At 33.5% G+C, this 14,920-nt stretch carries 14 protein-coding genes; 4 read left to right on the top strand and 10 right to left on the bottom strand.

From position 1 onward, the window contains the following. Positions 1–3: 3 nt before the first annotated feature. Positions 4–1,341 carry a vWA domain-containing protein gene (locus ACGH46_RS04705; protein WP_411604437.1) on the bottom strand — a complete coding sequence of 446 codons (1,338 nt, stop codon included), beginning with the start codon at positions 1,339–1,341 and terminating at the stop codon, positions 4–6. A gap of 313 nt (positions 1,342–1,654) precedes the next feature. Here ACGH46_RS04705 and apt point away from each other — a divergent pair, with 313 nt between their 5' ends. From apt to ACGH46_RS04690, 3 genes are all read left to right on the top strand, one after another. Next, positions 1,655–2,206: an adenine phosphoribosyltransferase gene (gene apt, locus ACGH46_RS04700; protein WP_220217113.1), complete on the top strand. Its 552-nt coding sequence runs from the start codon at positions 1,655–1,657 to the stop codon at positions 2,204–2,206. Between the two features lie 283 nt (positions 2,207–2,489). Next, the gene (gene ddaH / locus ACGH46_RS04695; protein WP_411604434.1) at positions 2,490–3,260 is read left to right on the top strand and encodes a dimethylargininase; all 771 of its coding nucleotides are present in this window, start codon (positions 2,490–2,492) and stop codon (positions 3,258–3,260) included. A gap of 45 nt (positions 3,261–3,305) precedes the next feature. Next, positions 3,306–4,715: a basic amino acid/polyamine antiporter gene (locus ACGH46_RS04690; protein WP_411604431.1), complete on the top strand. Its 1,410-nt coding sequence runs from the start codon at positions 3,306–3,308 to the stop codon at positions 4,713–4,715. A gap of 13 nt (positions 4,716–4,728) precedes the next feature. On the opposite strand, the gene ACGH46_RS04685 is transcribed toward ACGH46_RS04690, so the two are convergent. Both ACGH46_RS04685 and nfi read right to left on the bottom strand, forming a co-directional pair. Then, the gene (locus ACGH46_RS04685) at positions 4,729–5,475 is read right to left on the bottom strand and encodes a tRNA1(Val) (adenine(37)-N6)-methyltransferase (RefSeq protein ID WP_411604429.1); all 747 of its coding nucleotides are present in this window, start codon (positions 5,473–5,475) and stop codon (positions 4,729–4,731) included. Continuing rightward, positions 5,465–6,136, bottom strand: coding sequence for a deoxyribonuclease V (gene nfi / locus ACGH46_RS04680; RefSeq protein WP_411604426.1), 672 nt, complete (start codon positions 6,134–6,136; stop codon positions 5,465–5,467). The genes ACGH46_RS04685 and nfi overlap by 11 nt, the downstream gene beginning before the upstream one ends. A gap of 54 nt (positions 6,137–6,190) precedes the next feature. Here nfi and ACGH46_RS04675 point away from each other — a divergent pair, with 54 nt between their 5' ends. After that, the gene (locus ACGH46_RS04675; protein ID WP_411604424.1) at positions 6,191–6,772 is read left to right on the top strand and encodes an IMPACT family protein; all 582 of its coding nucleotides are present in this window, start codon (positions 6,191–6,193) and stop codon (positions 6,770–6,772) included. Between the two features lie 1,690 nt (positions 6,773–8,462). On the opposite strand, the gene ACGH46_RS04670 is transcribed toward ACGH46_RS04675, so the two are convergent. From ACGH46_RS04670 to ACGH46_RS04640, 7 genes are all read right to left on the bottom strand, one after another. Further along, the gene (locus ACGH46_RS04670; RefSeq protein ID WP_411604421.1) at positions 8,463–9,161 is read right to left on the bottom strand and encodes a hypothetical protein; all 699 of its coding nucleotides are present in this window, start codon (positions 9,159–9,161) and stop codon (positions 8,463–8,465) included. Between the two features lie 39 nt (positions 9,162–9,200). Then, positions 9,201–9,542, bottom strand: a complete 342-nt coding sequence (locus ACGH46_RS04665; protein WP_411604419.1) for a hypothetical protein — start codon at positions 9,540–9,542, stop codon at positions 9,201–9,203. A gap of 273 nt (positions 9,543–9,815) precedes the next feature. Continuing rightward, the gene (locus ACGH46_RS04660) at positions 9,816–10,244 is read right to left on the bottom strand and encodes a hypothetical protein (RefSeq protein ID WP_411604416.1); all 429 of its coding nucleotides are present in this window, start codon (positions 10,242–10,244) and stop codon (positions 9,816–9,818) included. Positions 10,245–10,507: 263 nt separating this feature from the next. Beyond that, positions 10,508–11,485, bottom strand: a complete 978-nt coding sequence (locus ACGH46_RS04655) for a hypothetical protein (protein ID WP_411604414.1) — start codon at positions 11,483–11,485, stop codon at positions 10,508–10,510. A gap of 1 nt (position 11,486) precedes the next feature. Beyond that, a complete protein-coding gene (locus ACGH46_RS04650) occupies positions 11,487–12,710 on the bottom strand; it encodes a glycoside hydrolase family 19 protein (protein WP_411604413.1) in 1,224 nt (407 codons plus the stop codon). A gap of 200 nt (positions 12,711–12,910) precedes the next feature. Beyond that, positions 12,911–13,282: a hypothetical protein gene (locus tag ACGH46_RS04645; protein WP_411604410.1), complete on the bottom strand. Its 372-nt coding sequence runs from the start codon at positions 13,280–13,282 to the stop codon at positions 12,911–12,913. After that, positions 13,260–14,920: N-acetylmuramoyl-L-alanine amidase (locus ACGH46_RS04640; RefSeq protein WP_411604408.1), on the bottom strand; the 1,661-nt coding region annotated here is incomplete at its 5' end. The genes ACGH46_RS04640 and ACGH46_RS04645, both read right to left, overlap by 23 nt.

Raw genomic sequence — 14,920 nt, 5'->3', positions numbered from 1 at the left:
TCGTTATTTTTTAATCACACCCAGTTTAGTATTTTGTTGCTTTTCTGCCATTTCTTTACTATAAATTTTGCCATTTCCACTTTCATTAACTGCATCTGCTGCCATTTTTTTATTCCATTTCATATCATCTTTCACTCTATTCGCATATTCTGGATACATATTAGCAACTGCTTCAAGCCTATAACTGTTATCCTCTAGAATTTTCTGCGCAGCTTTTCGATCGCCTTTATTATAGAGTTCTAATGCTTTAACGCTATTTTCATTCACTTCTTGTATTTCAATCTCAGTAACGACATCTTGGCGCAAAGCTTTTTTTACGGCTTCCAGATTATCGGTATAAGCAAGTTTTACTGATTGTTTTTCTTTTTGAGTTTTCTTATCTAACAAATCATCATACACTAAATCAATTTCCGCTATTGTTTTTTCTTCGCCTACTTTACCTTGTGGTTGCTCGACCTCTAACAAAATATACTTTTCTTGATTAGAATAAATTTGATTCATTGTTACCGTTACTTGATTACCTTTGATTATGCCGTCTCTACCTAATAAACGAACCGGTTTTACCCCATCTTTTAAATAGATATTGATCTTAACATGTTGGGCAACCGTTGACATTACATCCTTGAACTCACGGGCAAATACATTTTCAAGATCTAAAGAATCATTAACAAATACATGATTACCATCACTATAACTGGCAATCGATGACATCAATAATTCATTATAATCCTCACCGATACCAAAAGTACTGACAGAAATATTCTTTTTGGCGGCAATAATGGCAAGTTCAGAAAGTTCTTGAACGGATGTCGGACCAATATTCGCCTGCCCGTCCGATAATAAAATAATGCGATTAACATTATCTTTAGACAACTGTTTTTCAACTTGATGGATACCTTTACTTAATCCGGCAAATAACGCTGTGCCACCATCTGCAACAATATTTTCTTTTATTAAACTAATCAATTTTTGTTTATTGTTAACTTTGGTTGAAGGAATAATCACCTTTGCATCATTATCATAAGCAACGACAGATAAAGTATCATTCTCATTAAGCATGTTAATAGCAAAAATAGCCGCCTCTTTTGCTTTAACAATACGATCACCTTGCATCGAGCCTGAGCGATCAATCACAATTGCCAAATTAATGGGAACCCGTTTTGCTGAATCAAATTCATGGCCGGTTAAGGAAATTTTTAAATAATTCTTCTCTTGGGAATTTTGCATAACAATTGGCGATGCAAGTTCTGAGCGAATTTCAATTTGCTTATTGACTTGTGCATGACTGCATAAACTTAATATTGAAAGCCCAGCTAATAGGACTGTTTTAATTAATTTCATTGTTTTTCCTTATATAAAAATATAAAAAGTTTATGTCATTATATTTATTTGACCCATCAAACTGTCAGATAGTTGTATTTAATTGTAAAAAGTTGTAAAAAATACCATTTTAGAACAGGAAAACGCCAATAAAATTTTCTTTTATAAAAAACAGATCATCTCATCCCCACTTCCAATATATATCAATCAAATGATGAACAATCGACCGATTTTACTGCATTGTTACGGTTTGTTTATTGCAAGCACAAAGAACGAAGGTATATAATACAAAATTAGCCATTCTTAAAAAGAGAATATTTAGAGAACATTTAATATGACTCAGTTACAAGAAAAACTTGCGCTTATCAAAAACAGCATTATCACCATTCCAGACTATCCTAAGCAAGGAATTTTATTTCGTGATATTACCAGTCTGCTTGAAGATCCTGTCGCATTTAGAACTTCGGTCGAATTGTTAATCGATCACTATCGAGATAAAAAAATCGATAAAGTTGTCGGTACTGAAGCGCGTGGTTTTATTTTTGCAGCACCAATTGCATTAGCGTTAGGCGTTGGTTTTGTGCCAGTTCGAAAACCCAATAAGTTACCGCGTCACGTATTTAAAGAAGAGTATCAACTTGAATACGGAACCGATACACTTGAAATCCATTCAGATGCAATTAAACCAAATGAACGAGTACTGATCATTGATGATTTACTTGCAACAGGTGGAACGGTTGCTGCAACCGCTAAATTAATTCAAAAAGCAGGTGGTATAGCAGAAGATGCCGCATTTGTTATTAATTTACCGGATCTGCATGGTAAAACAAAATTAACCGATCTGGGTATCAACTGTTTTACCCTCGTTGATTTTGCCGGTGAATAATCTTAGTCTACTGGGGCGATGTTGTCGCCCTACTCATGCTACGAGCTAACTCCTCCCTTCACTTTTTGTCCATGTTGTATATCAACTTCATTTTTATTCAATACTGATCGCCAACTACCACAACTGACGCTACGCAATAATACTCAATTTAAATCAACCACACGCCTAAAAAAGTCGCTCATTAAAAAGTGAATAAAAAATCAACTTAATGCTTGATTTACATTTTAATGTGAATTATTATTCAAAAATATCGCATAATTATTAAATAGGAAATAAATCAAACATGAAAAAATTTAGTCATATCATTGCCAGAACGCCTGCCAAATCCCTGATTCACGGATTAACTTCAGCAAATTTAGGCAAACCTGATTATCAAAAAGCCTTAGACCAACACAACAACTATATCCGAGCCCTACAGCAATGTGATGTTGATATCACCCTATTACCCGCCGATGAACGCTTCCCTGACTCGGTCTTTGTTGAAGATGTTGCACTGTGTACGCCACACTGTGCCATTATTACCAGACCAGGGGCAGAAAGTAGACGTAACGAGACTGAAATCATCATCGATACCATTGAACGATTTTACCCAAATAAAGTCGAAAAGATTAGGGCTCCGGGCACGGTTGAAGCCGGTGATATTATGATGGTGGAAGATCACTACTATATCGGATTATCGGCACGTACTAATCAAGAAGGTGCTAATCAAATGATTGCTATATTACAAAAATATGGCTTAACCGGTTCGGTGGTCACACTTGAAAAAGTACTACATTTAAAAACAGGATTGGCTTATCTGGAAAACAACAATTTATTAGCAGCCGGCGAATTTATTACCAAACCCGAATTTCAACATCTGAACATTATTGAAATTCCAGAACATGAAAGCTATGCCGCTAACTGTATTTGGGTTAATGATCGGGTCATCATGCCTGCTGGTTACCCAATCACTAAAGCTAAGATCGAAGCTTTAGGTTATCAAGTGATTGAGGTTGATACATCAGAATATCGCAAAGTCGATGGTGGTGTTAGCTGCATGTCATTACGATTTTAATTAAACGCTGCCAAAGCCGAATAAAACGCAAAATAAGACAAAATTATGAATACACCTACCCGTACAAAACTAGGCATACTTCCTTTAACCTTACTTGTGGTTGGCAGTATTGTTGGAAGTGGTATTTTTAGTTTACCGCAAAACATGGCTGAAGCGTCTGGTGCCGGCGCTATTTTAATTGCGTGGATCATAACGCTTTTTGGCATGTTAATGCTGACACGGATATTTCAGTATCTTTCGATTCGTTTTTATAAGATTAATGATGGTTTATATGGTTATGTCCGTGAAGGCTTTGGTGATTATATAGGATTCAACGCAGCTTGGGGATACTGGATATCTGCATGGATGTCGTGTGCCAGTTATTTAGTTATCTTATTTAGCGCATTAGGATCATTTGATTGTTTTAGTTATTTTGGTAATGGCACCACCTTGCCAGCAGTCATCGCCGGACTCATCTTTTTATGGCTGGTTAATGCCCTTGTTCTAAAAGGGATTTATCATGCTTTCTTATTAAATTGCTTAGTCACATTAGCAAAAATTATTCCGATTGGTCTGTTTATTGTCTGCATTATTCTTGCTTTCAAGGTTTCAACATTCAAAATTGACTTTTGGGGAACGCCACAACTTGGCTCAATCGTGGATCAAATAAAGCATACTATGCTTTATACCGTTTGGGTTTACTTAGGTATCGAAAGCGCAACTGTTTATGCTTCACGAGCCAAAAACATTTTAAGCATAAGCCGGGCAACTTTTTTTGGTTTTGCGATTACCAGTTTATTGCTCATCTGTGTGTCTGTTCTGTCGCTGGGTATTGTTCCTCAACAAGAACTCGCAGCAATGAAAAATCCTTCAATGGCTTTAGTCATTGAGCATGTAGTTGGCAGTTGGGGAGCAACGTTAATTAATATTGGGCTGATTGTTTCGGTTAGTGGTGGATTATTATCTTGGTTAATGCTTGCCGCTGAAATGCTATTTTTAACCGGACAAGGCAATAATCATACTGTTGCACGCTGTTTTGGCAAATTAAATAAAAATGGCACGCCTGCCAATGCATTATACCTAACATCAAGCTTGATCAGCCTATTGATTGTTCTCGCATATTTCTACCATTCGGGTTATAACACTTTAATCCAATTATCTACCTCAATGGTACTAATCCCCTATTTATTATCAGCTTTATTCGTCCTTAAATTAGCCATAAAATCTCGCAAAGTTTACCTGATTTTTATTGGGGCTGCGGGATCAATTTATGGCGCATGGTTAATTTATGCTGGTGGGATGTCTTACTTATTATTATCAATGATATTGTATGCAATTGGGCTAATATTTTACTTATACGCACGCAAGCAACGATGCCTTACGGCTTTCACTTATGTTCATGACAAAATCTATGCAATCGCAATTATAATATTAGCCATTATTGCCGTTATGTATTTTTATGTCATACTGGATTAACTAACATTTGGCGCTATTTTTGGAACAAATAAAAATCCGCTAATAGCGCTCTAAAAGCAGGCGAATACTGCCCATCATCACAACGCATACACAGTTGTTGTTCAATGACATTCGCATTAGGTTTTGGAGCAAACGCCATTAATGATAAAGAAAACTCTTTATCTGCCATGTATTTTACCTGCAACAATTGTTGTAAAAATAGATGATTTGATTCGCATAATTGCCTAAATTGATCTGCTAAATTAAAAGGCAGCACCAAACAGAATAGACCGTCTGGCTTTAATAATCGTTTGACTGAATCAATAAGCTGTGTGTAGTTTAAACTTTCTGTATAACGGGCTAATTGCCTTTGGTTCGTTCGACAATCCACGGCCGACTCAAAATAAGGCGGATTGGTCACAATCAAATCATAGCTATTAGCATCATCCCTATTAAAATGATTTACATTCCCCTGTATTGTTGATATGGATGTAAAGCCTGCTTGTTGGCTATTTTGTTGACATTGGTTAACGGCTTGTACATCAATATCGATAGCATCAATTTGACAAGCTTGATGTTCAAGGCGTTGTGCAAGCATTAACGCAATCACGCCACAACCACAACCGATATCAAGCACCTTATGAGTTGAAGAAAAGATCGGAGCCCATGCCCCAAGTAAACAACTATCAGTGGTAATTTTCATCGGACTTTTGTCATGCGCAACAAAAAAGCGCTTAAACGTAAAGCCCCCTTTTTTTAACGATTGTGATTTATTTTGCATGGATAAATTTTTTAAATAACGGTTTATTCGACGCCACCGCATCCGCCCAGCGTGTAGGTTCAGGCAAACGATAATCACGTAAACATAAATTGACCCAATTCAATGCACTCGCTTGGCTAATACGATGACCCGATGAAATAAATAACGGATTACAATTATTCTTGCTTTGTAATACCCAACCAATCTGTTGCTGCTTATCGGTGAGTGGCGTCATTTGACCGGCGACTTTAGGTAATGGATTATAATGACCGCAAAGGCGTTTTTTAGCGACACCAATGGTTGGCATATCTAATAATAAACCAAGATGACTGGCAATACCTAATCGCCTTGGATGCGCAACGCCTTGACCATCAACCAACAATAAATCAGGTTTATGTTCGACCTGCTCCCAAGCAGAAAGTAAAGCAGGATACTCCCGAAAAGATAAATAACCAGGGATATAAGGAAACTCGGTTTTTAACCGCGCGACATGATATTCCACCACATCAAAATCCGGATACGTTAAAATCACAATAGCGGCACGGGTGGTTTTGCCTTCATCTTCAAAGCCTACGTCGGTACCACCAACTAAAGTGATTGATGAATTAAAATCATCGGTTAGGTTTACTTGTTCAGATAATTGCTGCTGGGTTAGTTTCAATTGTTCTAAATTAATAGACATTTTCTTTCTGCTGAGTATTATTAACGGCAATAAAATGATTTTACCAGATTTAGTATGCCATATACATTAGCAAATCCAACCGAACTGACAGAAGAAATTAAAAAAAGCCGCTTTATTGTCAATGCGGCGCCGGTTATTAATGCCCAGCAAGCAACGGATTTTATCGATCAAATTAGCGATCCTAACGCAACACATAATTGTTGGGCATGGAAAATTGGTCAACAGTATCGATTTAATGATGATGGCGAACCAACCAGCACCGCAGGGCGTCCAATTCTATCAGCGATTGAAGGACAAGATTGTGATCAAGTAGTGGTGGTGGTAACTCGTTATTTTGGCGGAATCAAGCTTGGCACAGGAGGCTTAATACGAGCCTATGGTGGGTCAGCCAGTCATTGTCTACAAAAAGCAGAATTGATTGAACTTATTGCCCGAATACCTTTGCAGTTTCACTGCTATTATAATGAATGGCCAATTATAGAAAATCGCTTAAAAGAAATGGATGCACTAATTGAAAATCAAGATTTTGATGCCATAGGGGTAAACGTCAATATTGCCATTACGCAAGATAAATTGCTTTCACTACAAAAAAGCATCAGTGATATTACTCGTGGTAGAGTGATAATACCAATATAAATCCTGTTGGTTAATTTCCGTTAGATGTTCACAAAGTCATAACTGTCCCTATTTTTATAATATTGCTAAAGTTTTTTTATTAAAAAATGGCTTGCTACGAAATTCTTAAATTATCACTGAGCACTACCGATAACTCTATGCTCTGAGTAAGCAAGAAATAAAGCGATATAGGATGTGTTTTTCATTTATTATGCTGGATTATTCCTGTGTATATAGGGAACACTAAATATGATTTTATTTATTTACAACAACATGCTTATCATATAAAAGATGACTTGCCCACCTTGAGTTAAGTGTTTATTATTAAAACTCATTTATTTTTATTCCAAATGCTCTAATATATCTGTTGTACTAGTTGGATTTTTTATATCAGACTTAGGTAAAATTTCCTCTCTCATATAATATTTTGAGTACATAGAATCAGGATGAGGAAAAGCATTTTCTTTAATATGATCTTCAATCCAATTATCTTCTTGTTTTTTAGAAGATAAAGGATATTTTTTATTAAAAATTAAGTACCATATCCCCCCCCCAAATACTTATAAATATAATCGAAAAAAGAATAGCTTTAATACTCATTTTTGATCTCTCCTTAATTTAGTTTTTCTTTTTTATTTATACTATCTTGAACAGGGTTAGGATCTTTGAACCATTGATCGGCTTATCCCTGTATATACAGGAAACACATGTTTGTATCGTAACGTTTCCGTTTTTCCTGCGGTTTATCCCTGTGTATACAGGGAACACGTACTTTACGTATTTTGTCTTCAGGCATTTGCAGGTTTATCCCTGTGTATACAGGGAACACTCTAATTATAACCTATTGTTTATTAATTAAAATAGGAAGGTGTAAAATTCCACCAATTTTTTGTTGTTTTTTTAGTCGATTTAGTTTAAAACGCATTAGGAATGTAATTTTATATTTATCAGATAGTTACTTGTGATCATACAGTTTTTTTAGCGGTACTTTCTTTTGCGATTTTTACTGCGCACCAAGCAATTTTTGATAACAAGGTAACATTTTTCTTTTAGGTAGATGATTTTAACGATATACTTAATATTGCTCTTGCCTTTGTCCCCTTATTTTATTCGGCTCTATGCCGAATGATATTATCATTAACTCATTTGGCAAAATTTATAAAAAATAGTTGAGAGTTTGAACAAAGCATTACCTTTTGGATCTCAAAATAATGGCTATCCTTATATGTTAGAGAACACGCTCATTTATCATGTTTTGAGTGATAAATGCTCTCTTAGTTTATTCAGAAAGTCCACTTTTGCTTTAGTAGCTATTGTTTCGGCAATTATGTCTTTTTACTTTTAATCACAATATTTGTAAGTAAATGACTGTAATTGTACGTCTATTTAACAACCTTTCTAAGTTTTAGAAAGATTTTTTCTTATGCTTACTGACTCTTTTGAGACGGTATTAACATCTCTTAAGCTCTCAATCAAATTTCGAAAATCAACATAAAATTGATCACTTAATTAAGCAATACACCAATGACGTCTTCAACCTCTTTAGTTGTTCGAGAAAGAGTTTTGATAGTTTGTTGACAACTTTCGAATTCATTAGTAGCAGAGCGGTGCGCTCCGCTTTTTTACAAAAATCATCAAGTTTTTTTATCCGCTTAATCGATGCTTTCCACATCAATTTTTAGTTTTAACGATGTAATTTCTTCCACCTTATTTAGTGAGGGGTATTAAAATTGCTAATAACTTTGTATTTTATATGCTGATTCGTGGCTTGCAGAACCTCAATAACAGTACCTTTATACCTTATCATTCTAGAACGCGATAAATCATACTCAGCATTATTAGAAAAGGCTGGACGAGCCATATCGTTATTAAACTCTCGATATCCTATATTAATTTTACTACCGACCATACCGTTGTAAATCAGTGTTTGTTGGAATCCATCTTGATTCGTCACACTAACCTTTTTATAGGTAAACTGTTTATGAGCCTCACAAAAATCAGTTCCTGTTGTAAAAGATATGCACACTTCATTTTTAGACGAATCTTTACTGACCCTTATGCCTATCGGAGTTGCAGGTACATTGACACTTTTTACAGTAGCATTACCGTTTACACTTTTTGCTGCAAAAAATAAATATTTTTTATCTTCACCTAGCTTGGGATAATCGCCTGCATCAATGATATAAGCGCTCCAAAACCTATTAACTTGAGTTGTTACAGGAAAAGAAATGACATCCATTGTTTTAATATTGCCTTGACGAACCATGTCATCACCTATATACGTAGTTGTAACTACATTAAGATCGGGATAACTTTTTTGTGTAACTTCTGGCACATAATTATATTTAATATCACTGACACACCCGACTAACACAAACCCAATGAAACCAGCTAGTAAAGTCTTTTTCATACCATTCTCCTGTAAATAATTTTTGTTAATAGTATGAAATTAATTAACAAAGAGCAATAAAAACCAACCGAAGGTAATTTGACTGTATTTGATGCATGCGGTGATCGGTTGTACATAGAACACTGTAACCAAAGATAAAGGATGAATAAACCACACCCAACCATTTTGACTTAAAGTGGCAAGTGTTGATGAAGTTTGGGTTTGATTAGTTGAGATGTCTGCTAATTGCTCTTTTTGAGTTTCTGCGTCACTTTGTTCTGTCTGTTGACTTTGCTTAGCTAATCCTTTGGCGACATCATCCCACCACAGCATTTTTGTCGCTTTTTCTTTGGTTTTCTCCCATAATTTATACTTCTCTTCTAACTCATTTATATAACCCAATAATTTAAGTTGCTCTTGTGTTAATTTCTTGTCGGGTGCATCTTCATAACCATCTGGAAAACGTTGATAATCTCTTCTTTGTTGTTCTAATATCTAAGAACGAACAATTGACTTTCTTCACATCTCAGTATTACTTAATGCTCCAACTGCATGAAAAAATTTTTTCAACAAGAGCTTTTTCAATTTATATCCATAAATTGAATTGTTCATACTTTAATATCATCACGATTTTTAACATCTAATAGTAAATTTATAGCCCCCCAATAATGTTAATCATTTTTCTAAAAGCTCAAACTTTTCATTTATGAAATTATAATATCTTCTTCTATATCCTTCGTTAGCTTCATTTTCATCAGGATCCGCTATTATTCCAGAAATAATAATTAAACTACTATTTAAGTGATACTCTATAGAAAACTTATTTTCTCCATTTTCATCTTCTATTAAATAAGCATTAGGAAGCCCAATAACTTTGTTAGAGAGTAAGTTTCGAATCTCTCCACAAATTGCACCACCACCACACCCATAAACCTTAATCAAATAATGATACGCAAAGTTTGCATTTTTAATTTTTGTTTTAGTTTTAATAGCGAAATCGTTAAAATTTAATTTGATAAGTTCTTTACTTTGAGCTTGAGCTATTAAGGAATAATTAATTACAAATATTATGAAACACAGAAGAGCAAACTTTAACTTTTTCATATTTACCTCCAAATTCCATTTTTCAATACTTTTAAGGCTTCAACCATTTTATCTGGTAATATATGGGCAGAATTTAGCCTATCTCCTTGATAATATGATGAACCTTCAAAAGCTGCTATTCTTCCCTTACTTATTGTTTTCCCTTTACGTACTCCTGTTGATGCAAATTCTTTAGCCCAATCATAAATAGCATCTTCAACATCACCATCCTGTTCTAAATATTTTATTATGTTCTTCCTTTTAATTTTATTAAAACCGCCTATTTAATTAAAACTATTCAAAATCATTGGTTCAATAGTACTTGGATTACATTCAAACTTCTTAAAGTGCATCTCTTTTCTTTTAATTCTCACACTTTCTTTTCCTGGATTTGTGTCCACCAAATAATCAGTGTCTTTATTGGTAAAGGTTATTACAGATTTTTTCTTGTCTTTATCATCAATTATTTTTACTAATTGCAATTCTAATTTTGACTGGCTACCAAACCTATAGAATAACTTAGAATTAATATAATCATAACATAACGATAATTGAGTATTGTTAACTTCACATCCAAATGCATTTTTTTCATTTTTATCTTTATTACAAAGTGTAGTATTTTTAAAAAATACATTTTGACTATAAATATTAATGATATCTTGATGCTGCATTAAATTTAATTTTTTATAAAACTGCTTTATCCAATCTTTAGAAATGTTTTTTTCCAAAAATGAATTAAATAACAGCAATAAAAAATAATCAGGATAAGACAATTGAGTATTATCTATAAAATAATGCTTTATTTTTTCTGAGAAGATAGAACTCATAATGTCTAGTTTGTCATTAATATTCTGTATAGAATAACTAACAACTTGTCCTTGAGAATAATCTAGATTAATTTCGCCAAGTATGATTAATTTTTTATTTAAACTAGCTAAATAAGTTATTTTAGCTGGGCTTTCCATTCCACCAAATTTATCAAAAATAGAAATTACACCTAAATTTGAAGTTTCAATTGATGGATTACCTCCTCCGTTGTAAATATAACTATTAATTGTTCCATCTATATTTAAATTAAAATTAATTTGTGAGATTTTGTCTTCTTCAGGATTACTCAAACGACAATAAATATATTTTCCTTCAAAATTATTGCCATTAATAAATTGACCTTTAATAACATTTAATTTGCTTTCCTTACATATTTGCGCAAATATCGGAAAATTAAAAAAAAGCAATATAGTAAAAATATAAATTTTTTTCATTTTAACCTCTGTGTTGTAAATCTGCATACAAAGCACTTAAAGCTGCCTCAACTTCTTGTACTTTAACTGTATTATTTTTATACCATTTACTATTAATCATTGCACTAGTAGCAAAAGAATAGTTATCAACTTTAATATCATGATATTCTTTACAATTTCTGATATTAAACTCATTGTATAAAGTTATAAGAGCTTTGTTTCTATCTGCAACATGGTTATATCCCCCATTTATAGCCATGGTAACTTTAAGAAAGTCATTATTTGCTGCAATATTATTTACATTTCCCCATGCACTACCTTCAATCCAATACCAAAATGCCGATTTAATTGTATAATCCAAATCAGAGCATATAAGATCTGGGTTATCTTTAATCAAATCATTTTTAATATACTTACCAAAAGATTTATAATTATAATCATGAGTAATTTGAATTAGTCCCCTACCATGATAATTTGAACCACCACTATAATTATTCCAATTCTTAGGTATAGAACCATCCCTATTTTTATACTCTTCAGAAGTTCTTAAAAAATCACTTTCACATAATATTTGTGATATAAAATGAGCTTTCTGTAAACAACTTGTAACGTTATATTGTTTAAAATATGCATTCAACTTTGAAAGAAATGTATTTATTGATATATTTTTTAGATCATTATTCATTTTATGAAATAACCCATTTTTTAAAACATCTACAGGTATAATAGATTTAAATTGTTCTTCAGTTATACATTTATTACACATACAACTTTCAAAATTAAATATTTGGATTCCAATGGGATGCATAAACCAAACTTTACCATTTTGACTTAAAGTGGCAGGCGTTGATGAAGTTTCGGTTTGTTTAGTTGACGGGGCTGCTGTTTTACTGTTTTCAGTGGTCGCATCACTTTGTTGTGTCTGCTGCTTTTGCTTAGCTAAACCTTTGGCGACATCATCCCACCACAGCATTTTTGTCGCTTTTTCTTTGGTTTTTTCCCATAATTTATACTTATCTTCTAACCCATTTATTATGCCCAATAATTTAAGTTGCTCTTGTGCTAATTTCTTTTCGGGTGCATCTTCATAACCATCTGGAAAACGTTGATAATCTCTTTTTTGTTGTTCTAAGCCTTGTTTTATTGATTCTTGTTCGCTTGCGTCCATCTTACTAACATATGCATCACGTTTTGCTTCATCACCATCTTTTATATAACCCAAATAGTTTTCCGCATCATCGGTCATTTCACTGTTTAATGCTTCCCATTCCGGTCGCTTTCCTTCTGCATCCAGCTTTTCATACCATTCACTTTTATAATTTACTAACAGCCATCCCAGTGCCGTTGTTAAGTATGGTTTTTGCGATATTCTCTTAAAACATTTTCAAAATGAGGAATATCATCTATAAGTTTATTCCTCCAAATAAAAATATAAATGTTATTTTTTTATTCAACGTAAGGCTCATAATGAACATATTTTAAACACTCACCTTTAGAGCAACCAAAAATTAATTGTCTAGTATTTTTTCCATAAATGAAAGCTAAGCCACCTAAATCAATATCATATTGCTTATTAACTCCATTAATCAATAAGTTACCTTTTATTTTGCAAGAGTAAACATCAAAAGAATTTATTTGAGCAGAATTAATTGATTTTTCTGCTGTTGAAAAAAAATGAACAATATCTTTTTTATTTAATTGCCACTTATCACATAGATCCTTAATGTAACCATTATCATTTATCTCTAATGTCTTTTTTATCGTCAATACTTTAATATCATCACGGTTAATAGCATTAGTAACAATTGGGGTCAACATTCCAATGATCAGCAGGAGGATAAAGATTTTTACCTTCCCCACTTGTCTTATAAGCAATACATTGATGTTGATATAAGTCTTTGTCTCCAAGATTGAACTCCTTTTGTAAGAAAATAACTAAATTTCTAATTGATTTCAACTGTTGTGGTGTAGCTTCATCCCATAATTTTGTATCCTTGTCCCACCATGCAACAACTTCAATACCTATACTATCCCTATTATATGGATATCGTTCAGGATAATCCTTTTTTAATTCAGATAAATATTTTTCTGTCAAACTTTTTGATTTGTAAGTTGAATCACAACTTCCAGTTAAATTACAGCGAGGTCTAATCTTTCCTACATGATTAGCATATTTTTTTAAACTTACAACTTGATACGTTGTTCCATCTTTATCGATAACAAAATGTGCACCAATATTGTCTTTATTTGCAGAAGATTTCCATGCATTTTCTATAAGATTAATTGCACTCCCTTTTGAATAAGTTCTATGTAAAACAATAGCATTGGGACCTAAATTATTTCCTCTTTCTAATTTTTTAACCTGATATTGAATAATATCACTATTACAAATAAACCCGTCAACATTTATATAAGGTTTGTTATCATAAATTTTCATTATTTCAATGGGATGAATAAACCACGCTCTACCCTTTTGACATATGGTAGCCAGCGTTGATGAAGTTTGGGTTTGTTTAGTTGACGGGGCTGCTGTTTTACTGTTTTCAGTGGTCGCATCACTTTGTTGTGTCTGCTGCTTTTGCTTAGCTAAACCTTTGGCGACATCATCCCACCACAGCATTTTTGTCGCTTTTTCTTTGGTTTTTTCCCATAATTTATACTTATCTTTTAACCCATTTATTATGCCCAATAATTTAAGTTGCTCTTGTGCTAATTTCTTTTCGGGTGCATCTTCATAACCATCTTGAAAACGTTGATAATCTCTTTTTTGTTGTTCTAAGCCTTGTTTTATTGATTCTTGTTTGCTTGCGTCCATCTTACTAACATATGCATCACGTTTTGCTTCATCGCCGTCTTTTATATAACCCAAATAGTTTTCCGCATCATCGGTCATTTCACTGTTTAATGCTTCCCATTCCGGTCGCTTTCCTTCTGCATCAAGCTCTTCATACCATTCACTTTGATAATTTACTAACAGCCGTCCCAGTGCCGTTGTTAAGTGTGGTTTGTCGGATATTCCTTTAAAACATCCCTGTGTTAATGTTGCATATTTATTACTATTTTGAATGTATTGCTTGTCTAATATTGTTAAGGCCTCTTTGAGGGTTGGCTTATAGTTCTCCAGTGAAGCATTATCCTTATTTCGGGTTTCCGCTTTTTTCGCACTCAGGTAAAACTCTTTTAAACTGCCAGTTTCTGTAATCTGTTTAAAACCAAACCACTCCCAACCACTGACTTTCTTCACGCCCTCACTGCCAATAAATGTCCATCCTTTGATAGGAACATTTTGACTATCCACTGCATGCTCTATCCATAACCATAATGTCCCCTTTTCATCCATGGCTCGTTTATCATTCTTGATTAAATCTTCATCATTTAAATTCAGTAGCAACGGTGGTGTATCGACTTCTTTTTTACTGGTTGTTAACTCACTCTGTTGTAATGGAAACTTGCTCC

It is taken from the genome of Gilliamella sp. CG22 (genome assembly GCF_046635725.1).
GTDB classification, from domain to species: domain Bacteria; phylum Pseudomonadota; class Gammaproteobacteria; order Enterobacterales; family Orbaceae; genus Gilliamella; species Gilliamella apicola_I.
Note: the sequence above shows the minus strand (reverse complement) of the source record. Positions and strands in the feature narration are given on the sequence as shown.

Excerpts from the sequence above, each read along its gene's own strand:
- ACGH46_RS04645 (WP_411604410.1), bottom strand. The coding sequence starts at position 13,282 with ATGTTGACCCCAATTGTTACTAATGCTATTAACCGTGATGATATTAAA.
- ACGH46_RS04675 (WP_411604424.1), top strand. The coding sequence starts at position 6,191 with ATGCCATATACATTAGCAAATCCAACCGAACTGACAGAAGAAATTAAA.
- ACGH46_RS04650 (WP_411604413.1), bottom strand. The coding sequence starts at position 12,710 with ATGACCGATGATGCGGAAAACTATTTGGGTTATATAAAAGATGGTGAT.
- ddaH (WP_411604434.1), top strand. The coding sequence starts at position 2,490 with ATGAAAAAATTTAGTCATATCATTGCCAGAACGCCTGCCAAATCCCTG.
- ACGH46_RS04660 (WP_411604416.1), bottom strand. The coding sequence starts at position 10,244 with ATGAAAAAGTTAAAGTTTGCTCTTCTGTGTTTCATAATATTTGTAATT.
- nfi (WP_411604426.1), bottom strand. The coding sequence starts at position 6,136 with ATGTCTATTAATTTAGAACAATTGAAACTAACCCAGCAGCAATTATCT.
- ACGH46_RS04685 (WP_411604429.1), bottom strand. The coding sequence starts at position 5,475 with ATGCAAAATAAATCACAATCGTTAAAAAAAGGGGGCTTTACGTTTAAG.
- ACGH46_RS04670 (WP_411604421.1), bottom strand. The coding sequence starts at position 9,161 with ATGAAAAAGACTTTACTAGCTGGTTTCATTGGGTTTGTGTTAGTCGGG.
- apt (WP_220217113.1), top strand. The coding sequence starts at position 1,655 with ATGACTCAGTTACAAGAAAAACTTGCGCTTATCAAAAACAGCATTATC.
- ACGH46_RS04655 (WP_411604414.1), bottom strand. The coding sequence starts at position 11,485 with ATGAAAAAAATTTATATTTTTACTATATTGCTTTTTTTTAATTTTCCG.
- ACGH46_RS04690 (WP_411604431.1), top strand. The coding sequence starts at position 3,306 with ATGAATACACCTACCCGTACAAAACTAGGCATACTTCCTTTAACCTTA.
- ACGH46_RS04705 (WP_411604437.1), bottom strand. The coding sequence starts at position 1,341 with ATGAAATTAATTAAAACAGTCCTATTAGCTGGGCTTTCAATATTAAGT.